This is a genomic window from Streptomyces sp. NPDC101776 (assembly GCF_044766845.1).
In the GTDB taxonomy this organism is placed as follows: domain Bacteria; phylum Actinomycetota; class Actinomycetes; order Streptomycetales; family Streptomycetaceae; genus Streptomyces.
Genome location: NZ_JBIWMV010000015.1, coordinates 249,752 through 269,446, shown reverse-complemented (window position 1 = coordinate 269,446; position 19,695 = coordinate 249,752). Strand labels below are relative to the sequence as shown.

The following is a 19,695-nucleotide window of genomic DNA, read 5'->3' as shown; positions in this document are numbered from 1 at the left end:
CTCTCATGCGTAGTCGAACTCCGGGTACCCGGGGTGAAGCGATGGTGACGCACGGAAAACATGTCGGTGAGGGGCGGACGAGTGGCGATCCTCACGTCGCTCGTCTGTGAGGCCCTCTGGACATATGGGCGGACGCGTCGGATGATCAAATGAGTGCGGTCGGCACCGGATGAGCGCCAAGATCGACCATCGTGAAGCATCCGGGTCGCGGCCCCCACGGGGCAACCAGGACAAAATCCCTCACCGTAGGAGCAATCGTGGCGCGCGACATCGCGGCTCCCCCCGTCATTCCAACCGAACACAAAGAACTGGTCTCGTGGGTGAACGAGATCGCAGAACTGACCCAGCCGGACAGCGTGGTCTGGTGTGACGGATCCGAAGCGGAGTACGAGCGACTGAGCGAGGAGCTCGTCCGAAAGGGCACCTTCCAGAAGCTCGACCCGATCAAGCGCCCCAACTCGTACTACGCCGCCTCCGACCCGACCGATGTCGCCCGGGTCGAGGACAGGACGTTCATCTGCTCCGAGAAGGAAGCGGACGCGGGACCGACGAACCACTGGAAGGCTCCCGCGGAAATGCGGGACATCTTCGCGGGAGAACAGGGCATCTTCCGCGGCTCCATGAAGGGCCGGACGATGTACGTCGTCCCGTTCTGCATGGGCCCCCTCGGTTCGGACCTCTCCGCGATCGGCGTCGAGATCACCGACTCCGCCTATGTCGCCGTCTCCATGCGCACCATGACCCGCATGGGACAGCCCGTCCTCGACGAACTCGGTACCGACGGATTCTTCGTGCGTGCTGTGCACACGCTCGGAGCCCCGCTGGCCGAGGGCGAGGCGGACGTGCCGTGGCCGTGCAACTCCACCAAGTACATCTCGCACTTCCCCGAGAGCCGTGAGATCTGGTCCTACGGCTCCGGCTACGGCGGCAACGCGCTGCTCGGCAAGAAGTGCTACGCCCTGCGCATCGCCTCCGTGATGGCGCGGGACGAGGGCTGGCTCGCGGAGCACATGCTGATCCTCAAGCTGACGCCCCCGCAAGGCGGTTCGAAGTACGTCGCCGCCGCCTTCCCGAGCGCCTGCGGCAAGACCAACCTCGCGATGCTGGAGCCCACCATCTCCGGCTGGACCGTCGAGACGATCGGTGACGACATCGCCTGGATGCGGTTCGGGGAGGACGGCCGGCTCTACGCGATCAACCCCGAGGCCGGCTTCTTCGGCGTCGCGCCCGGCACCGGCGAGCACACCAACGCCAACGCGATGAAGACGCTGTGGGGCAACTCCGTCTTCACCAACGTGGCGTTGACCGACGACAACGACATCTGGTGGGAGGGCATGACGGAGGAGACCCCGGCCCACCTCACGGACTGGAAGGGCAACTCCTGGACACCGGAGTCCGGTTCGCCCGCCGCGCACCCCAACGCCCGCTTCACCGTGCCCGCTTCGCAGTGCCCGATCATCGCGCCCGAGTGGGAGGACCCCAAGGGCGTGCCGATCTCGGCGATCCTGTTCGGCGGCCGGCGCGCCTCGGCCGTACCGCTGGTGACGGAGTCCTTCGACTGGAACCACGGCGTCTTCCTCGGCGCCAACGTGGCCTCCGAGAAGACCGCCGCCGCCGAGGGCAAGGTCGGCGAACTGCGCCGCGACCCCTTCGCCATGCTGCCGTTCTGCGGCTACAACATGGGTGACTACATGGGCCACTGGGTCGATGTGGCCAAGGGCCGGGACCAGGCGACGCTGCCGAAGATCTACTACGTGAACTGGTTCCGCAAGAACGACGCGGGCAAGTTCGTGTGGCCCGGCTTCGGCGAGAACAGCCGGGTCCTGAAGTGGATCGTGGACCGCCTCGACGGCCGCGCCGAGGGCGTCGAGACCCCGATCGGCGTGCTGCCGGCCAAGGGTGCCCTCGACACCAAGGGGCTCCAACTGTCCGAGGAGGACCTGGACTTCCTGCTCACCGTCGACAAGGACGTGTGGCGCGAGGAGGCCGCCCTGGTCCCCGACCACCTCAACACCTTCGGTGAGCACACCCCGAAGGAACTGTGGGACGAGTACCGGGCGCTGGTGCGGCGCCTCGGCTGAACCCGGTAGCGAAACGGTAAGGGCCCGCACAACGGCGTGCGGGCCCTTACCCGTTGGCCTCTATTTCGCGCATCACCGCTACCCAGACCGGCATTTCAGGGGACACTCGGGACAACCTGCAACGAACCCCGAAGTGAGGTGAGCGGGGTGCGCACTCCGGTCAGCGATCCGCTCAGTGTGGGGCCGTACCGGATCGCCGGGCGGCTCGGCTCCGGCGGGATGGGATGGGTGTATCTCGGCCGCTCGCCGGCCGGGCGCGAGGTGGCGGTGAAGGTCGTACGGCCCGAACTGGCCGCCGAGCCCGAGTTCCGCGAGCGCTTCGCCCGCGAGGTCGCCGCCGCCCGGCTGGTCAGCGGCGCCTACACCGCGGCCGTCGTCGACGCCGACACCGAGGCCGAACTCCCTTGGCTGGCAACGATGTACGTGCCCGGGCCGTCCCTCGCCGAGGCCGTCGGATCGGACGGACCGCTGCCCGAGGCCCAGGTCCGCAGGCTCGGCGCGTTCCTCGTCGAGGCCTTGCAGGCGATCCACGCGGCCAACCTGGTTCACCGCGACCTCAAACCGGCCAACGTGCTGCTCGCCTCGGACGGCCCCCGCGTCATCGACTTCGGCATCTCCCGCGTCGAGGGCGCCCCGAGCCTCACCCGGGCCGGAATCGTCGTCGGCACCCCACCCTTCATGTCGCCGGAGCAGATGACGGCGGGACCGATCGGCCCGCCGAGCGATGTGTTCTCCCTCGGCGGTGTCCTGGTGTACGCGCTGACGGGCCGCCCGCCGTTCGGCGCGGGCGAGGCGGTGAGCCTGCGCGTCGTGCACCGCGCACCCGAACTGGACGGCGTACCACCGGAGATACGGCCGCTGCTCGCCCGGTGTCTGGCCAAGCGGCCCGCGGACCGGCCCCGACTGGATGTCCTGCTGGGCGAGTTGCTGGCGCAGCCGCGCCCCGCGACCTGGCCGCCGCCCGCCGTGGCCCGCACGATCGAGGTCCGCCGCGGCGAACTCGAGGCCCGGCGCGGGGGCGCCACCAGCCTGCCGGTGCCGTCCTGTCTGCTGCTGCACGCCCAGGCCCTGCTGGACGCGGGCCTCACCGACGACATGATCACGCGGGCGGTGGCCCGTGGCGACGCCTGACTCCTCCCTCCCGCCCGGCCGGGACTACGACATCGCCTCGTCCTGGCGGCAGTTGACGCACACCTGGGGCGCCCGCCGGAATTACCACGTCGAGAGCGAGGTCGATTCCGTCTCGCTGCAATTCGATCTAGAGGCGTCGGGGCGCACGCTCACCGTGCGTTTCATGACCACGAAAAGACTCCTTGTCGCCTTTGTTACGGACGGTCATTCTCTGCGCAAGGATCAATTGGCGATCGCCGCCGCCGCGTCGAACGCGTGGAACACCGAACAGCTGAATCCCATGCTCTCGGTGTGGGACGTACGCGGACCGAGACCATGTCTCGCCGGAGTCTGCGATCTCCCGCTGACCTGCCGGATCTCCCAGGCCGATTTCGATGTTCTGGCCAGTGATTGGGTGGAACGGGCGCGACAGATGTTCACCCGTTGCCATCAGGTTTTCCAGCTGTAGAAGTGAATTGAGCATTCTCACCCAACCCCTTTCGGCCACCGCCCTCTTGCCTTCACTATGGGCGCCAACGGGGGGTCGTCATGAGACATACGTTGTTCACTGCCCTGCTCTTCGGCTTGTTGATCGCGGTGATTCCGGCGGGGCCGGCGACCGCGGCCGGCGCGGACTGCGGCAAGAACTTTCCGACGCGGCTGGGCTGCTGGCAGGACGCGCTGGACGACGGGGCCGTGGTCACGGTCACGCTGAAGAAGCCGCTGGGCTTCGACCCCGGTACGAAGGGTGGCCCGGACGCCGTCCGGCGGGACCTCCGGAACCTTCGGGTGGAGGTACAGGCCCGCGTCCACACCGGCCAGGGCGGCACCGCGCTGCTCGTCCTGGCAGGCCGTGCGTTCGTCGACCGGAACGCCCGGATCGACCGGCTGGACGCCCGGACACTGGCCGAACTCCCCTCCTGCGAGAGCGACTTGTGCAAGGCGCTCAAGAAGTCCAAGCTCACCGGCGGCCAACTGATCGACAAGAAGGTGGGCGTCGCCGAACTCGGCGGAGACAAGTCCACGGACCACACCCGCGTCCTGCTCCTCGCCCTGACCGCCGTACTCCTCCTGCTGCTCCTGGCCCTCTTCCTCGCGGTCCGCCGCTCCCGCACCCCGGCCGTCGCGGGCAGGGCGCCCGATGCGGAGGTCCGCTCCGAGGAGACGACCGCCGAGACCACCGCCCGACTGCGGCCCGTCCCACCCGCACCGGCCCCCACCTCCTACGGCCGCCAGGTCGGCCCCCGCCCGGGCCCGTCCCGAACAGCCGTCGTGCGTACGGCACTTCACCCGCAGGGCTATGTCGAACTCGACCACGTCCTGTACCGCGCGGTGTGGGCCGAACCGGACCGGACGCCGCCCGCGCCCGGCGCCCAGGTCGAGGTCACCGACGCGCACGAACCCGACTCCGACGTCCTGTACGCCTTCCCGCCCGCCGCCCGGCATCACGCCCGCGGCAGCTCGTGACCCCCGTACCGCACCCCGTACCGCTCGCTCGACCAGGAGACGCCATGCACAGCGAATACCCGCCCACGCTGCCGGCGGAGTACGCCGACATCGAGTTCGAGAACAACGCGCAACGGCTGCCGCTGGTCCTGTGCCTCGACACGTCGAGTTCCATGGCGGGCGCGCCGATCCAGTCCCTCAACGACGCGCTCGCCGAGTGGACCCGCGAACTCCACGACGACGTGTCCCTCAGCTACAGCGTCGAGGTCGCCGTGATCACCTTCGGCGGCCGGGGCGTCGGCGCCTGGCGCGGACCCCAACTCCTCGCCCCCGGCGCCCCGGTGAGTCCCTTCGTCCCCGCGCACGCCTTCCAGGCACCCCGCTTCACCGCGTCCGGCGTCACCCTGATGACGGAGGCGCTGGAGCTGGCCATGCATGTCGTCGCCGCCCGCAAGGCGGAGCTGCGCGCCTCCGGGCTCCAGTACTACCGCCCGCAGATCTGCCTGGTCACCGACGGCCTCCCCACCGACGCCACCGGCCATATGACCGACTCCTGGCACCGTCTGCTGCCCGTCCTCGCCGAGGAGCAACAGGCCCGCCGCTTCCGGCTGTACGCGATCGGCGTCGGCGGCATCACCGACCGCGGCGAACAGGTGCTCCAGGCCTTCGCGCCCAAGTTCAACGCGCGCATCCAGGGCTTCCCGTTCCGCGAGCTGCTCCAGATGATGTCGGCCAGCGCGAACGCCGAGCAGAAGGGCGCGGGCGACGAGGTCTTCGAGAAGATCTTCAGCCAGTTCAAGACCCAGCGCCCGGCCTGGGAGAGCTGAGCGGTGGCGGCGTCGCCCTGGCGCATCCACGGCCTGAGCGTCGAGGGCTACCGCCACCGCCGCACCGGCACCCCCTGCCAGGACGCCTGCACCTACACCGCCTCGGCGTCCCTGGCCGTCCTCGCCGTCGCGGACGGGGCGGGCAGCCGCCCGCACTCCGACCAAGGGGCTCTGCACGCCGTCGAGTTGGCGGCCGAGCACTTCCGGCGCCGGGCCGCCGCCGTGTCCGGCTGCCCGCCCGGCGACGAGGTCCACGACCTGCTCGCCGACGCCTTCCACGATGTGGCGAAGCTCTTCCTGGACACCTACGGCGCCAGTGCTCCCGACTACGCGACCACCCTCACCGTCGTGGTCCTCACCCCCGGCTGGCTGGGCCATCTCAGCGTCGGCGACGGCTTCGTCGTCGTACGTGCCGGAACGGAGGACGGGGAACGGCAGTTCCACCTGCTCCCGCAGCCGCCCGCCGTCAGCGAGTACAGCAACGAGACCGTCTTCCTCACCTCGCCCGACGCACCTCGCCGACTGCGCACCGACTGTGTGGCGGACCCGCGCGTCGACGGGGTCCTGCTGTCCACCGACGGCCTCGCCCAGGCCGCCCTGTCCCACTCAGGCGGCGGCCCGCCGCAGCCCAACACCTCTTTCGTGGAAGCCGTGTTCCGCTCCCTCGACACCCCGGGACCGGTCACCGACAGCGCGCACGAGAGCCTCGCCGCCCTCCTCAGGTCGGACCGGCTGACCAGTCTGAACGCCGACGACAAGACCCTGCTGCGAGCCGTGCGCGCGGTGACCCCGTGACCGGCCGCACCGTCCACCTGGACGGCAAGCCCGTCACCCTCGCCGAACTCCCGCTCAAGGGCGGCGGCCAGGCGGCCGTCTTCCCCGTCGAGGGCGACGACAGCATCGTCGTCAAGCTCTACCGCGACCGCCCCGGCCCGGACCTGGAGCGCCGCCTGGCCCGCATGCTGACCATGTCACCGCTGGCCGCCCGCCCCACCGACGCCAACCAGCCGCCCGAACTCGCCTGGCCCACCGCCATCGCGCGCGGCCCCGACGACGCCTTCCTCGGCTACGCCATGCGCCGCTTCGGCGAACCCCAACACGTCCAACTGGTCGGCCTGTTCACCCGCGCCCAGCGCCTGCGCCTGTTCGGCGACCGCGCGGACTGGCGCTTCCTGCTCGGCGTCGCCTGGAACCTCGCCTTCATGACGGCCCGCATGCACTACGACAACCTCGTCATCGGCGACTTCTCGTCGAGCAACGTCGTCGTCGACACCAACGGCTTCGTCACGTTCCTCGACTGCGACTCCATCGCCTTCACCGACCCGGTGACCGGCGAGCCCTTCCCCTGTCTGATGCACACCACCGACTACTCCTCACCGGAACGCCAGTCGGGCGCGGCGGCCACCCCGGAGAGCGACAACTTCGCCTTGGCGGTGCTGATCTACCAGCTCCTCACGGCGGGCAACCACCCCTTCGGCGGCGTCCCGCACGACAGCACCCCCGAGTCGACGGTCAAGGACAACATCGCCGCGAGCGTCTCCTACGTCGTCCGCCCCGAGCTGGTCGTCATCCCGCGCGGCACCGTCGACCCCTCGGTCCTCCCGCCGGACCTCCTGGGCCTCGCCCACACGGCATTCGGCGCCGGCGTCCACGCCCCCGCCGCCCGCCCCACCCCGGAGGTCTGGCTGCGCGCCCTCGACCAGGAGCGCTCCCGGGTCCGGGTCTGCCCGACCCGCCCCCTGCACACCTACGGCTCCCACCTCCCGACCTGCCCGTGGTGCACCAGGGCCGCGGTGACCGGCCACGACGTGTTCAACCCACCGGCACGGCCCACGATTTCGGCACCTCCCTCGCCAACACCCGTGCCGGAGAACCGCTTCGGCCCACTGAAAGTGGTGGCCGTTCTGCTCCTGCTCGTCCTGGTGCTGATCGTGCTGGGTCACCTGTTGTCCTGAGACCGCCCGCGCTCCTCCAGGAACCGGGTGTGCGTCTCCTGCCGCCGCTCCTCCGCCTCCCGAAGTGCCCGCGCCAGCCCCCGCGCCTCCTCCTGAAGCACCGTCAACTGCCGCTCCAGATGGCGCTCCGGCGGCTCGGTACCCGGCGCGAGACGCGTCCACCACCGCGTCCGTACGAACGTGTCGACCGCCTCCGGTACGTCCTGCCGGATCGCCCGCGACAGGATGTGCACGCCCTCCGGGTCCTGCGCGAGGTCGTGCGTGACCCGCGGATCGAGGAGCCCGGCGAGCAGCTGGTTCAGCTCGGTGAGCCGGCCGGCCGCGGCGGGCGGCAGCTCGACGCCCGCCAGATAGCCGCCGAGCCTCTCGAAGTCGTCGCGCAGTTCCTCCAGTTGGGCCGACGGGTCCGGGAAGTCGGGCAGCACCGGCCGCTCCGGCGGCGCGACCAGCGCACCCGCGCCGTACAGTCCCACGACCACGACCGGCCAGTACGGCCCCGCCACCCCCACGAACGTCAGCACCAGCCCGACGAGCCCGCAGGCGCTGCCGGTGAGGTTCTTGCGGGACTCCAGACAGCCCAGGAACCTCCTACTGATACCCACGGATCTCCTCGAAGGCGCCGTCCAGCGAGCCCTGTTGGGCATCGAAGAGCCGACCGCCGGTCAGATCGGCGATGTGCCGGAGCTCGGCCTTGTCCGAGTCGCCGAAGAGGATGGGGAAGACGGGGATGTCCCGCCGGTCGCCGGTCAGCCGGCGGTAGAAGCCGTCAAAGTCCTTCGCCTTGGCGCCGGTCGTGTTCTCGCCGTCGGTCATCAGCACGATCGACGTGAACGTGTCGCCACCGGTGCCGAGATGGTCGTACGCCTTCTCCAGCGAGGTGTAGATCGCGGTGTTCCCGGAGGCGCTGAGCGCCTTGGTGTCCGCGCGGATGGCGTCGAGCCCGGCCTTCGGATCACCCGGACTCACCACATGCGTCTTCACGCTCTTCACGGCCGACCCGAACGGCATCAGCGTGACCTCCTCCCGCTGCCGGAAGTCCCCGGTCAGATCGGTGAGGGCCTTCTTCAGCCGGGACAGCCGGTCACCCTCCATCGACCCCGAGGTGTCGAGGACGTACACGGTCCGCGAGGGCCGCCGCAGCTTGTTCTCGTACGAGTCGAGGAGCCCGTCGGCGACGGACTGGCTGCCGGGGAACGGGAGTTCACGCCGTCGGCTGGTGTCCAGGCCGGACGCGGGCGGTACGGAGGCGACGACCGGGCGGCGGTCCGTACGGGTGGTGATCAGCTTCTGGAGGGCGTCCGTGCGCAGGTCCGTCGTCACGCGCCGGACGTTCTCCCGGGTCTTGGCGTCCGTGGAGGCGAGGGACGTCAGCGGGTAGTCGGCGGTGACCACTCCGTCGCTCGGACGGATCACGGTCAGGCCCGGGATGCCCTTGAGGACGGACTCGTAGTTGAGCAACGCGTCGACGTTCCCCCGGCGTTGATAGGCCTGGGCGAGCCAGCCCGACGAACCCGAGGTCAGCTTCTGCCCCTTGAAGAACTCCTTCAGCCGGGGAGTCGCCTTGGTGACGTCCGCGTCGGTGAGCGCCGACTGGGCATCGGAGAGGGCGGAGGCCACCGAGATCAGCGTGGAGAAGCCGGAGTTGGAGCGTGCGGGGTCCGTCATGCCGTAGGTCAACCTGCCGTCCTGGACGGCCTGTTCGATCTGCGACCAGGTGACCTTGTCGGGCGTCCAGCCCAGGGAGGTGACGGTGGCCGTCTTCACGCCGATCGCGACCGGGCTGGACATGATCGGGGTCTCCGAGACGACCTTCTTCGCCGCGTCGGGCCGTAGCCGCAGATAGTCGTTGGACGACAGCCACAGCGCGTCGTACTGCCCGTCGACCTTGCCCTTCGCCAGCAGGTCCACCGCGTCGAGGGTGCCCATGTAGGTGGGGCGGATCGTGACGCCGGTGTCCTTGCGGACCTGGTCGAACACCGGGGTCATGTCGCTGAGTTCGCTGGAGGCGAGGACGCGGAGGGTGCCGTCCTTGGGGGCGTTGTCGGGTTCGGCCTTCGTGTCATGGGCCGACGTGCACGCGGTCAACAGCGCGGCCGTGCCGAGTGCGAGCGCGAGGAGGCGTCTCATCCGAGACCTCCTTCCAGCGCGCTCTGCGACCGGCTGCGCTCCAAGTACGTGCTGGCGTTCTGGAGTTCGGAGGTCAGGGACTCCACGGTCGCCGCCATCACCTCGGTCGCCTGGACCTTGTAGGTGTCGATGGCGTCGAGCGTGCGGTAGATCTGCTGGAAGGCGGTGCGCAGGGTCTCCGCGCCCACCGCCGGGTCGGCCGCGATGCGCTGGATCTCGCCGCTCTGGGTGGAGAGCATCTCCGCGTTGCCCCGGATGAGGTCCTCGGTGGTCCCGCGCAGCGCGTTGACCTGGTCGACGACCTTGCGCTGGTTCTCCAGGGCGGAGGCGAGCATGACCGAGATACGGAGGGCCGAGACGGTGGTCGTGGCCGCGCGATCCACGCCCTTGATGAGCTCGTCGTTGTTGCGCCGTACGACGTCCATCGCCAAGTAGCCCTGCGCGCACACCGCGAGCTGGGTCAGCAGGTCCTGGAGCTTCTGCCGGACCGGGAAGAGGACGTCCGCGCGCAGGGTGTCGGCCTGGCCCGGGTCGGTGGACTCGACGCCGGAGATGTGCTGCTCGACGGCCGTGTCGAGAGCCTGGGTGAGGACCACGTACTCCTGGAGCTTGCCCATCGTCTCCCAGAGGCGGACCCGCTCGGTCTGCAACGCGGCGTTGTCGCGCCGGAGTTCGTCCTGCCCGCCGCGCAACGACCCCACGATCTTGTTCAACGTGCCTTGCGCGGAGGCGTACTTGGCGACGTGGTCACGCAGCTTGTTGCCGCCCGGGAGCCGGGACAGGAACTTCCGCCCCTTCGACGCCGGCAGGTCACGCGGGTCCAAGTCCTCGACCACGCGCCGGAGTTCGACGAGCGAGCCCGCCACCTGCGACTGCGCGTCCCCGCCCTTGGAGGGCAGACTGCGCACGGTCCGCTCCAGCATGCGGTTGGACTGCGCGGTCGCGCTGCGCATCTCGCCGGCGCCCAGCGCGGTGATCTCGCCGACCTTGCCCCCGAACTCGGGAGAGCGGGCGTCGAGTGCGGCGAGCCCCTCCACATAGGCGGTGGCCTTGCGCTCCATGTCCGTACGGACGGAGTCGTCGACGGGAACGAGCCCGCCGGCCTTCTCCTTCGGCACGGCCTTCACGGCCTCCGGCGGAGTGAGCGTGAAGACGTCGTCACCGCTCTGGGTGTGCTGACTGCTGTTCTGACTGGTGTTGAAACTGCTGCTCATGTGGTCCCCCCGGTCAACCGCGCGCCCGGCGCGCCATGTCGTGCAGCACCGTCGAGGTGGGCACGGGCGCCTGCCGGACACCGGTCAGCGTCTGGTTGAGGTAGCTGGAGTGGGCGGCCGCGGCCGCGACGAACTCGGCGGTGTCCCCCTGCGGCCGGAACCCGTGCCGTACGGCGAGCTCGCGCAACGTCGGGTCGCTGCTGAGGAGTTCACCGAGCGCGCGGCCCTCCGGAGTGAGCGGTACGACGGTGTGGTCGCTGTTGGCCGTGGTGTCCGGGTAGAGGACGACGAGATCGCCGACCGGCTGCTTGTCGAGGAGCAGCGAGGCCACCTGCGACTCGTACACGAGGACCAGCGGATTGCCGGCACCGCTGATGAAGTCCCTGAACGGCGCGTCCGAGCTGGACTGTTGGGCCCCCTGCACGCTGATCAGCTTGTGCATCAGGGGCGCGGTGCGGTCGACGTCGGCGCTACTGGCCGCCACCCGCCCGCCGTTGGCGACGTAGGAGGCCGCGGCGAGGTACAGAGCACCCGAGTTGGAGGTCTCCGGGTCGGTGGTGGCGATGTAGAGGGTGCCGGTCAACTCCCCGTGTTTGTCGGCCCCCTTGAGCTGCTGCCAGGTCCGATCCGCCTTGGCCGCATCCAGATAGGAGGCCATCTTCAACGTGCCGCGGTCCTGGCTCTTGTCCAGCGTCGCGAGCCCGTTGTCCGCGAGCACCTGGGCGGCGCTGCGGTGGGCCACGACGACGAGCGGCGAGTAGAAGGGCCGCGGCAGGGGCTGGCGCACCTTGTACTTGCCGGCGAGCGCGTCGGCCGGCGCCTGGCTTGAGGGGAAGGCGAAGTCGTACCCCTTGAGGTCGAGCCCCTCCATGGCCCAGGACCCGGAGGTCTCCGTCTTCACGGTGAAGCCCTTGGCGGCGAGGGCCTTCACCACATCGGGATCGGCGAAGAAGTCCGCCTTCTCCGAACCGATCACTCCACGCACGGTCTTCGTTGCCGTGCCCTTGTCCCCGTTGTCCCGGCCCGCTACGACGGCTGCCACCACTCCGCCGACCAGCAACACCGCGAGGACGATTCCAGCGATACGTCTCACAGGGGCCAGCGTGCTCGCGGAACCCAACATTCCCCGCGTAAAGGGATGAACGGAGAGTGTCGGAGGGGTCCCGGAACAACACGGTTCAGGACAGCGCGCTCGTTTCAGGGGCGCGGGGAACTGCGCGACAAGCCACGACGGGCGCGCACCCGCGAGAGGCCGGAACCCCTACGGCGACTAGGCGACCACGGTCACCGCATGCGCATCCATCCGCTCGGCCGAAAGAATCGCCGCAGCCGTATCAGCCCGGGACGCCGCGACAACCAACGCCCGCCCGGCCAACGCGTGTGCCCGCTGATGCAGGGCATCAAGACGGGACGTAGGAGACGCGGCCGCGGCCACACCCGCCCGGCTCGGCGAAGCCCCTCGCAATCGCGTGAGCTGCCCGGCAAGCCGCTCCGCGGCGACATCCAGCTCCACCGAAGGCTCAAGCGCCCGCAGCTCGTCAGTCACCGCAAGCAGCGCAGCGAGATGCCCCGCCAGCTGGATGTCCAGCTCCTCCTCGCGCGACCGATGCGGAAAGTCGGAGGAGGGACGGGCCACAGTGCTGTGGACCGACTTCGTGCGGATCGGTTCGTACATGGCGTGGTCTCCTGTGCTCAGACAGGAAACCATCCTAGCTTAGATCTCGTCTAAAGTTATGCTGGCCGAAAAATTGGCCGGATCCAGCCCAAGAAAAACACCCCAGGAGGTTTACGGCTGGCTGTAGCCGTCCAGGAAGTTCCCGATCCGAGTCACCGCGTCCCGCAGATCCCCGACCGACGGCAACGTCACGACCCGGAAGTGATCGGGCTCGGACCAGTTGAACCCGGTGCCGTGGACGACCATGATCTTCTCCTGGCGCAGCAGGTCGAGGACCATCTGCCGGTCGTCCTTGACCTTGAAGACCTGCGGATCGAGCCGCGGGAACAGATACAGCGCCCCCTTCGGCTTCACGCAGGTCACACCCGGGATCTGGGTCAGCAGCTCGTACGCGACATCCCGCTGCTCCTTCAGCCGGCCGCCCGGCAGGACCAGGTCGTTGATGGTCTGCCGCCCGCTGAGTGCGGCGACGACCCCGTGCTGCCCGGGCATGTTCGCGCAGAGCCGCATGTTGGCCAGGATCGTCAGACCCTCGATGTAGGAGTCGGCGTGCGCGCGCGGCCCGGAGATCGACATCCACCCGACCCGGTAACCGGCCACCCGGTACGCCTTCGACATGCCGTTGAAGGTGAGCGTGAGCAGGTCCGGGGCGACCTTCGCGGTCGGGGTGTGCGTGGCGCCGTCGTAGAGGATCTTGTCGTAGATCTCGTCGGAGCAGACGAGGAGATTGTGGCGGCGGGCGATGTCGGTGAGGCCCTTGATCATCTCCTCGTCGTACACGGCCCCCGTCGGGTTGTTGGGGTTGATGATGACGATCGCCTTGGTGCGGTCGCTGACCTTGCGCTCCACGTCGGCGAGGTCGGGCATCCAGTCGGACTGCTCGTCGCAGCGGTAGTGGACGGCCGTGCCGCCGGAGAGGGAGACGGCGGCGGTCCACAGCGGGTAGTCCGGGGACGGCACGAGCACCTCGTCGCCGTCGTCGAGAAGCCCCTGCATCGCCATGACGATCAGCTCGGAGACGCCGTTGCCGATGAAGACGTGCTCGACGTCCGTCTCGATGCCCAGGGTCTGGTTGTGCATGACGACCGCGCGCCGGGCGGCCAGCAGTCCCTTGGCGTCGCCGTATCCGTGCGCCGACGACACGTTCCGGAGGATGTCCTCCAGGATCTCCGGCGGGCACTCGAACCCGAAGGCCGCCGGGTTGCCCGTGTTGAGCTTCAGGATGCGGTGGCCTGCCGCCTCCAGACGCATCGCCTCTTCGAGAACCGGGCCCCGGATCTCGTAACAGACGTTGGAGAGCTTCGTCGACTGGATCACCTGCATGTCGGTGAGCTTACGGCGCGGTAACGAGACTTGGCTCGTGCTTTCCGCCACATGAGACATGCCCGGTTCGTCCGTTGTCGCCGGCCCTGTTCCGCCCCGGAGCGCGATTCGCCGGATGCGTGCGCCCGGAATCGGTACGTTGACCACGCCGAAGGGGGAGGCGGAGCATGGAGTTCTCGCTGTTGAGCGACGAGCCGGTGAGCGCGCCGGAGGTCGATCGGCTCGGCACCGGCAGGGCGGCCCGGCAACTGGCCACGCTGGTCCACGACTCACGGCGGGCGGCGCCCTTCACCCTCGCCGTGGACGCGGGCTGGGGCATGGGCAAGAGCAGCCTGATGCGGCTGGTCCAGGCGGAACTGGACGCGCGCGACGACGTCGGAACGGTCTGGTACAACGCGTGGTCCGCCACCGGCGCCGACGCGCTGGAAGGGCTCATCAAGACCGTGCTGATGAGGTTCGACGAGCGACTGCTGCGCCGGACCCTGTACCGGCTGTCGGAGCACGGCCCGCTGATCAGGGCCGCGCTGGCGACCCTGTCGGTGGTCGCCTCCCCGTTCGGGCTGGCCGGACTGGTCGACCGGCTGTGGCGCGAGCTGTCCGTCGACCCCAGAGCCCGTGCCACCATGCGCGACGAGCTGAGCGCGCTCGCCACCGACTGGGCGCGCACCACCGAGAACCGGCCGGGCCGGCTGCTCGTCGTGTTCGTCGACGACCTCGACCGCTGCGCCGAGGACACGGTCCTCGCGGTGTGCGAGGCGGTGAAGACCTACCTCGACCTGCCGGGGCTCGTCTTCGTGATCGGCTGCGACCGGTCGGTGCTCGGCCCCTCCGGACTGCTGCGGGACCTCGGCCCGGCGGGCTCCGCGTTCATGGAGAAGATCTTCCAGACCAGCTACCGGCTGCCCGTGCCGTCCGGCGAGGACATACGCGCCTACGTCCGCCACTGTGCCGAGATCTCGGGGGTGCGCGAGCTGCTCGACGACACCCTGGTGAACCTGATCGCCGACCGCTCGGCGCGCAACCCCCGGCGGATCAAGCGGCTCATCAACGGCTTCGGCCTGGAGTGTTCCCTCAACCCGGTGTGGACGGGGTTCGAGCCGGAGGCGGTCATCCGGACGCTGCTGCTCCAGTACCTGTACCCGGAGTTCTACCGGATCCTCGTGGCGAGCGACGCCCTCTCCTCCAACGCGGGCCAGGAGTTCCTGGAGTACTACGCGGCCCGGCGGGTGCTCAGCCGGTGGATCGAGGCCGAACCGGAGGTCTGGCGCACCACGGTGGCCACCGTGTCCGGGCACCGTCTCGCGCCGCCCGACCGCGAGCGCCCGGACGACTGGGAGGCCGTCCTCGGCCGGCTGGAGGAGCAACTCCCCACCGTCTACCCGCCGTTGGCCCGGGACCGCGGCTTCGTCGGGCTCGTGGAGGAGTGGCTGCGGCTGCCGCAGGGGGACCGGCTGCTGGAGGAGCTTCAGCGGGGCGGCGCCTCGCCGGTCGTCACGATCCGGCCGGACCAAGCGGAACCGCCCACAGGGGGGCGGAGGTTGGGAGAAGAGCCGTACGACGAGGGCCGGTCCGACGACCGCTACCAGCACATCCGGATGCTGTGGGTGGACGACCATCCGGGCAACAACACGTCCCACGTACGGGAGTTGGAGCGCCTCGGCGCCCAGGTCATGGTGGTCGAGGATGCGCGGAGTGCCGAGCAGAGGCTCGCCAGTGGGCCGGTCGACCTGCTGCTCTCGGACTTCGCCCGCGGTGCCGACGGTGACGCCGGTCTGAACGCCCTCGCGCGCTGGCGGGAGCGGGAGCTCTTCATCGGGCCGGCGGTCTTCTACACCGGCCGGGTCACCCCGGCCCGCGAGCGACGGTGCCGCGAACTGGGCGCCCGGATCGCGGACAACGGCGAAACGCTGCGCCGTCTCGTCGACGAGGCATGCGCGGAAATCCGCCAACTCCCGTCCTGAAACCGCTCCTTGCCCGCTCCCCCCTCAACAATAACAATGCCCATGACAAAAAGACGCGGCCGGAAGATCTCCGGTCGCCTCGTCATAAGAGGGGACCCCCACATGAACAAGCCTCTCCTTGCCGCGCTCTCCACCCTGGCCATCGCCGGGGCGGGCGTGGCACCCGCGGTCGCCGCGCCGCAGGCGGCACCGAAGGCGGCGGCCGTGACCGTCGACTTCGCCGGAACCGTCTCGCTCAGCAACTGCTCCGGCTCGGTCATCCGCTTCCCGAACTCGACCGACACCTCCCCGGCGCTCGTGCTGACCAACGGCCACTGCCTGGAGACCGGGTTCCCGGCGGCCGGCCAGGTCATCACCGGCCAGTCCTCCACCCGTACCTTCGGGCTGCTGAACTCGGCCGGCACCAAGGTCGCCACGCTCCGCGCCAACCAGGTCGTCTACTCGACGATGACCGACACGGACGTGACGATCTACCGCACCACCACCACGTACGCGGCGATCAAGAGCGCGTACAACATCAGCCCGCTCACCGTGAGCGCCACGCACCCGACCGTCGGCACCGCCATCAAGGTCGTCTCCGGCTACTGGAAGACGATCTACAGCTGCAGCATCGACGGGTTCGTGTACCGGCTGAAGGAGGGCTCCTGGACCTGGAAGGACTCGGTCCGCTACACCTCCGCCTGCAACACCATCGGCGGCACCTCGGGCTCCCCGGTCATCGACACCAGCACCGGTCAGGTCGTCGCCGTCAACAACACGGGCAACGAGGACGGCGAGAGCTGCACCGTGAACAACCCGTGCGAGGTCAGCGAGACCGGTGCGGTGACCGTCCGCGAGGGCATCAACTACGCCGAGGAGACCTACAACATCCCGGCCTGCTTCACCTCGGCCAACGTGCTCGCCCTGAGCAACACCGGCTGCACGCTGCCGAAGCCGTAGCGCTCCGCCGGGTGCGCCGTCTTCGTCTGCGGGTGCGTCGTGGCTGGTCGCGCCCACGCGGCGGAGCCGCATGTGTCACAGCCCCGCGCCCCCAAAGACACGGCGTCATGGTGTGCGGCGTACAGATCTCCCCGCCAGTTCGTCCGTTCGACGGCCGTCTTCCATCACGAAGCGGCCGTCGATCAGCACATGCGGGATGCCGGTCGGCAGGCGGCGCGGCTCCTCGAAGGTCGAACCCGGCGCCACCGTCTCGGGGTTGAACAACACCAGGTCCGCGCGGTAGCCCTCCTTGACCAGGCCCCGGTCCGGCAGGCGCAGGCGGGCCGCCGGGCGTGAGGTCAGGTGTGCTACGCACTCCTCCAGCGGCAGGATCCCCAACTCCCTTACGTACCTGCCGAGATACTGCGGGAACGTGCCGTACGCCCGCGGATGCGGCTTCGCGCCCTGGAGGATGCCGTCCGAGCCGCCCGTGTGGACGCGGTGCCGCATGATCTGCCGGACGTTCTCCTCGTGGCCCACGTGCTGGAGGATCGACGGGGCGAGCCGGTCGGCCAGGAGGAGGTGGCGGGCCGTGCTCCAACTGTCGACGCGGCGGCCCACGTACTCGGCCAGCGCGGGATCCGTGACCCCCGAGATCTCGATCGTGTCCCACTCCATCGGCACCCCGTGGCAGCCGTCCGAGCCGACCACCTCCAGGTGATGGCGGATGCGCTCGGCCGTCTCGTCGTCCGCCAGCCGCCTCAGGATCTCCTCCGGGCCGCCCTCGCTCGCCCAACTCGGCAGCATCGCCACGAGAGTCGTACAGCCGGGGGTGTAGGGGTAGGTGTCCAGGCTGATGTCCGCGCCGGTCGCCAGCGCCTCGTCCAGGAGGGTCAGCAGCTCCGGTGCCCGGCCCTCGTTCACACCGAAGTTCATGGTGGCGTGGGCCAGATGGAGGGAGCAGCCGGCCTCCCTCGACAGGTCCACCATCTCCGCGTAGGCCTCCAGCGCGCCCGCGCCGTACGAGCGGTGGTGCGGGCAGTAGTAGCCGTCGTACGACGCCACCACCCGGCAGAGTTCGGTGAGTTCGGCGTCCTTGGCGTACATGCCGGGCGTGTAGGTGAGCCCGGACGACATGCCGACCGCGCCCTGTTCCATGCCCTCGGCGACCAACTGCCGCATCCGGTCCAGCTCCTGGGGCGTCGCCTCCCGGTCCTCCCAGCCGACCGCGAGCATCCGGACCGTGCCCTGCGGGATCAGGTAGGCCGCGTTGACCGCCACTCCGCGGCCACCGAATGCGGAGTCCAGCCGGTCCAGGTACTCGCCCACCGACCGCCAGTCGAAGTCGATGTCGTCCCCGTACCCGTTCCACCCGGTGATCGCCCGGCGCACCTCCGCGAGCGTGCGGTCGTCGACGGGGGCGTACGACAGCCCGTCCTGGCCGATGACTTCGAGGGTCACCCCCTGCGCGGCCTTGGCGCTGTGGTCCGGGTCGCGGAGCAGGGCGAGGTCGCTGTGCGCGTGCATGTCGATGAAGCCGGGGGAGAGGACCAGCCCCTCCGCGTCCAACTCACGCCGCGCCTTGGGGCGTTGACAGCCCGCCGCCGCGGCCTCCTGCACGATCGAGACGATCCTGCCGCCGTCGATCACGACATCGGCGCGGTACGACGGTCCACCGCTGCCGTCGACCACGTCCGCGTCCCGGATGACGAGCTGCTCCACGACTCCTCCTAGAAGAACGTACGGATGTGGTCGACGACCGTCCCGTCCGCCTCCGCCACCGGGATCAACTGCCACTTGTCGAAGGACGTGCACGGGTGGGACAGGCCCATCCCGATCCAGTCACCCACCTCCAGGTCCGCCTCGGACGTCGTCCGCAGCCAGGCGTGCTGGTCGGAGAGCCCGGTGACCTCGACGCCGGTCGCCGGGCGTTCGGTGCCGTCCCGGCGGACGACCTGGGCGAAGGGGAGGTCGAGGTCGTAGGCCGCGTCCCGCTTGCCCGCGTTCGCGAAGGCCTGCTCGGGGGAGGGGCGGGAGACGATCTGCGCCCAGAGCCGGAACGCCGGTTCCAGGGCGCCCTCTTCGGGGACCCGGGCGAAGGGGGTCAGCTTGCGGTAGTGCCCGTCGTCGTGTGAGACGTAGGCGCCCGAACGCAGCAACTTCAGTGCGGGGAGGGAGAGTTCGGGCAGCTCGGCGAAGACGTCGGCCACCGCGTCGAACCACGCGCTGCCCCCCGCGCTGACCACGATCTCGTCGAGCCCGGACCCGGCGAACCGCCCCGCCTTGTCGAACTCCACGGCCAGTGCGGTCAGTCGGCGCAGCCACGTGTGCACCCGCTCCGGGTCCGGCTGCGGCACCTCGCCCTCGTACCCGGCGACCCCGACCAGCCGCAGAGTCCCCACGGCGCCCACCGCGTCCGCGACCGCCGCGCACTCCGCCTCCGTGCGCACGCCGGTGCGGGCGCCCTCGCCGGCGGCCAGTTCGACCACGACGTCCAGCGGGCGGGTGGCGCCGCGCAGGGCCGCGTCCATCGACTCGACCCCGCGCACGGAGTCCACGTAGCAGACGAAGCGGAAGTCCGGGTCGGTGTCGAGCTGGGACGAGATCCATGTCAGGGCGGCCGGGTCGACGAGTTCGTTCGCGAGGAAGATCCGGTCGATGCCGAACTCCCTTGCCACGCGCACCTGGTGGGGGACCGCGAGGGTGATGCCCCAGGCGCCGTGGGCGAGTTGGCGGTGGAAGAGCTGGGGGGCCATGGAGGTCTTGCCGTGCGGGGCGAAGGCGAGGCCGTGGCGGGTCGCGTAGGTCTCCATGAGGCGGAGGTTGTGGTCCAGGCGCTCGGCGGAGAGGGCGAGGACGGGGGTGGTGAAGCCGCCGGTGAAGAGGTTGCGGCGCTGGGCGGAGAGTTCGGCGACGGTGAGGCCGTCCGCGTCCGGGGGGAGGCCCTTGAAACGGTGGTCGACGCGTTCCCCGGCGAGCCGGGCGAGCGCTTCGGTACCGGTGTCGCGGACCATGGGGCCTCCCTGAGCTGGAGTGTTGCAATCTCTGCAACCTTCAT

General features: G+C 69.8%; 17 protein-coding genes. 9 read left to right on the top strand and 8 right to left on the bottom strand.

The genetic code is table 11. The features are described 5' to 3' along the window. Positions 1–257 precede the first annotated feature (257 nt). The 7 genes from ACIRRY_RS36235 (at position 258) to ACIRRY_RS36205 (ending at position 7,419) form a co-directional block, all read left to right on the top strand. Positions 258–2,081: a phosphoenolpyruvate carboxykinase (GTP) gene (locus ACIRRY_RS36235; RefSeq protein WP_403981423.1), complete on the top strand. Its 1,824-nt coding sequence runs from the start codon at positions 258–260 to the stop codon at positions 2,079–2,081. Between the two features lie 147 nt (positions 2,082–2,228). Beyond that, positions 2,229–3,212, top strand: coding sequence for a serine/threonine-protein kinase (locus ACIRRY_RS36230; RefSeq protein WP_403981421.1), 984 nt, complete (start codon positions 2,229–2,231; stop codon positions 3,210–3,212). After that, positions 3,199–3,660, top strand: a complete 462-nt coding sequence (locus ACIRRY_RS36225; RefSeq protein ID WP_403981418.1) for a hypothetical protein — start codon at positions 3,199–3,201, stop codon at positions 3,658–3,660. Before ACIRRY_RS36230 ends, ACIRRY_RS36225 begins: the two co-directional genes overlap by 14 nt. An 80-nt stretch (positions 3,661–3,740) precedes the next feature. Continuing rightward, a complete protein-coding gene (locus ACIRRY_RS36220) occupies positions 3,741–4,658 on the top strand; it encodes a hypothetical protein (protein ID WP_403981415.1) in 918 nt (305 codons plus the stop codon). A gap of 44 nt (positions 4,659–4,702) precedes the next feature. After that, positions 4,703–5,464, top strand: a complete 762-nt coding sequence (locus ACIRRY_RS36215) for a VWA domain-containing protein (protein WP_200691840.1) — start codon at positions 4,703–4,705, stop codon at positions 5,462–5,464. A 3-nt stretch (positions 5,465–5,467) separates the two neighbouring features. Continuing rightward, positions 5,468–6,259 (top strand): PP2C family serine/threonine-protein phosphatase, encoded by a 792-nt coding sequence (locus tag ACIRRY_RS36210; protein WP_403981412.1) that lies wholly within the window; start codon positions 5,468–5,470, stop codon positions 6,257–6,259. Then, on the top strand, positions 6,256–7,419 hold the full coding sequence (locus ACIRRY_RS36205; protein WP_403981409.1) for a hypothetical protein: 1,164 nt from the start codon (positions 6,256–6,258) through the stop codon (positions 7,417–7,419). The genes ACIRRY_RS36210 and ACIRRY_RS36205 overlap by 4 nt, the downstream gene beginning before the upstream one ends. Here the strand turns inward: ACIRRY_RS36205 and ACIRRY_RS36200 are convergent. From ACIRRY_RS36200 to ACIRRY_RS36175, 6 genes are all read right to left on the bottom strand, one after another. Next, the gene (locus ACIRRY_RS36200) at positions 7,404–8,021 is read right to left on the bottom strand and encodes a hypothetical protein (RefSeq protein WP_403981406.1); all 618 of its coding nucleotides are present in this window, start codon (positions 8,019–8,021) and stop codon (positions 7,404–7,406) included. The two genes, ACIRRY_RS36205 and ACIRRY_RS36200, sit on opposite strands and share 16 nt — an antisense overlap. Then, on the bottom strand, positions 8,008–9,546 hold the full coding sequence (locus ACIRRY_RS36195; protein WP_403981403.1) for a substrate-binding domain-containing protein: 1,539 nt from the start codon (positions 9,544–9,546) through the stop codon (positions 8,008–8,010). Before ACIRRY_RS36195 ends, ACIRRY_RS36200 begins: the two co-directional genes overlap by 14 nt. Next, positions 9,543–10,760, bottom strand: a complete 1,218-nt coding sequence (locus ACIRRY_RS36190) for a toxic anion resistance protein (RefSeq protein WP_403981400.1) — start codon at positions 10,758–10,760, stop codon at positions 9,543–9,545. The genes ACIRRY_RS36195 and ACIRRY_RS36190 overlap by 4 nt, the downstream gene beginning before the upstream one ends. A 13-nt stretch (positions 10,761–10,773) precedes the next feature. Beyond that, positions 10,774–11,853, bottom strand: coding sequence for a substrate-binding domain-containing protein (locus tag ACIRRY_RS36185; RefSeq protein WP_403981398.1), 1,080 nt, complete (start codon positions 11,851–11,853; stop codon positions 10,774–10,776). 177 nt (positions 11,854–12,030) lie between these two features. Then, positions 12,031–12,435 carry a hypothetical protein gene (locus ACIRRY_RS36180; protein WP_403981396.1) on the bottom strand — a complete coding sequence of 135 codons (405 nt, stop codon included), beginning with the start codon at positions 12,433–12,435 and terminating at the stop codon, positions 12,031–12,033. 111 nt (positions 12,436–12,546) lie between these two features. Continuing rightward, positions 12,547–13,758 (bottom strand): pyridoxal phosphate-dependent aminotransferase, encoded by a 1,212-nt coding sequence (locus ACIRRY_RS36175; protein ID WP_327401637.1) that lies wholly within the window; start codon positions 13,756–13,758, stop codon positions 12,547–12,549. Positions 13,759–13,925: 167 nt separating this feature from the next. Between ACIRRY_RS36175 and ACIRRY_RS36170 the strand changes: the two genes are divergently transcribed. Next, positions 13,926–15,719, top strand: a complete 1,794-nt coding sequence (locus ACIRRY_RS36170) for a P-loop NTPase fold protein (protein ID WP_403981393.1) — start codon at positions 13,926–13,928, stop codon at positions 15,717–15,719. Between the two features lie 102 nt (positions 15,720–15,821). Then, a complete protein-coding gene (locus ACIRRY_RS36165) occupies positions 15,822–16,658 on the top strand; it encodes a serine protease (RefSeq protein ID WP_403981390.1) in 837 nt (278 codons plus the stop codon). Between the two features lie 105 nt (positions 16,659–16,763). Here ACIRRY_RS36165 and ACIRRY_RS36160 read toward each other — a convergent pair whose 3' ends face one another. Both ACIRRY_RS36160 and ACIRRY_RS36155 read right to left on the bottom strand, forming a co-directional pair. Continuing rightward, entirely contained in the window at positions 16,764–18,359 is a 1,596-nt protein-coding gene (locus tag ACIRRY_RS36160; protein ID WP_403981387.1) for an amidohydrolase family protein, read from the bottom strand. A gap of 8 nt (positions 18,360–18,367) precedes the next feature. Further along, complete coding sequence (locus ACIRRY_RS36155; RefSeq protein WP_403981384.1) at positions 18,368–19,651, bottom strand: amino acid deaminase; 1,284 nt, start codon at positions 19,649–19,651, stop codon at positions 18,368–18,370. Positions 19,652–19,695: the final 44 nt, after the last annotated feature.

Bases quoted from the DNA above. Each gene is read 5' to 3' on its own strand.
- ACIRRY_RS36170 (WP_403981393.1), top strand. From the start codon at position 13,926: ATGGAGTTCTCGCTGTTGAGCGACGAGCCGGTGAGCGCGCCGGAGGTC.
- ACIRRY_RS36190 (WP_403981400.1), bottom strand. From the start codon at position 10,760: ATGAGCAGCAGTTTCAACACCAGTCAGAACAGCAGTCAGCACACCCAG.
- ACIRRY_RS36165 (WP_403981390.1), top strand. From the start codon at position 15,822: ATGAACAAGCCTCTCCTTGCCGCGCTCTCCACCCTGGCCATCGCCGGG.
- ACIRRY_RS36155 (WP_403981384.1), bottom strand. From the start codon at position 19,651: ATGGTCCGCGACACCGGTACCGAAGCGCTCGCCCGGCTCGCCGGGGAA.
- ACIRRY_RS36180 (WP_403981396.1), bottom strand. From the start codon at position 12,435: ATGTACGAACCGATCCGCACGAAGTCGGTCCACAGCACTGTGGCCCGT.
- ACIRRY_RS36195 (WP_403981403.1), bottom strand. From the start codon at position 9,546: ATGAGACGCCTCCTCGCGCTCGCACTCGGCACGGCCGCGCTGTTGACC.
- ACIRRY_RS36220 (WP_403981415.1), top strand. From the start codon at position 3,741: ATGAGACATACGTTGTTCACTGCCCTGCTCTTCGGCTTGTTGATCGCG.
- ACIRRY_RS36215 (WP_200691840.1), top strand. From the start codon at position 4,703: ATGCACAGCGAATACCCGCCCACGCTGCCGGCGGAGTACGCCGACATC.
- ACIRRY_RS36175 (WP_327401637.1), bottom strand. From the start codon at position 13,758: ATGCAGGTGATCCAGTCGACGAAGCTCTCCAACGTCTGTTACGAGATC.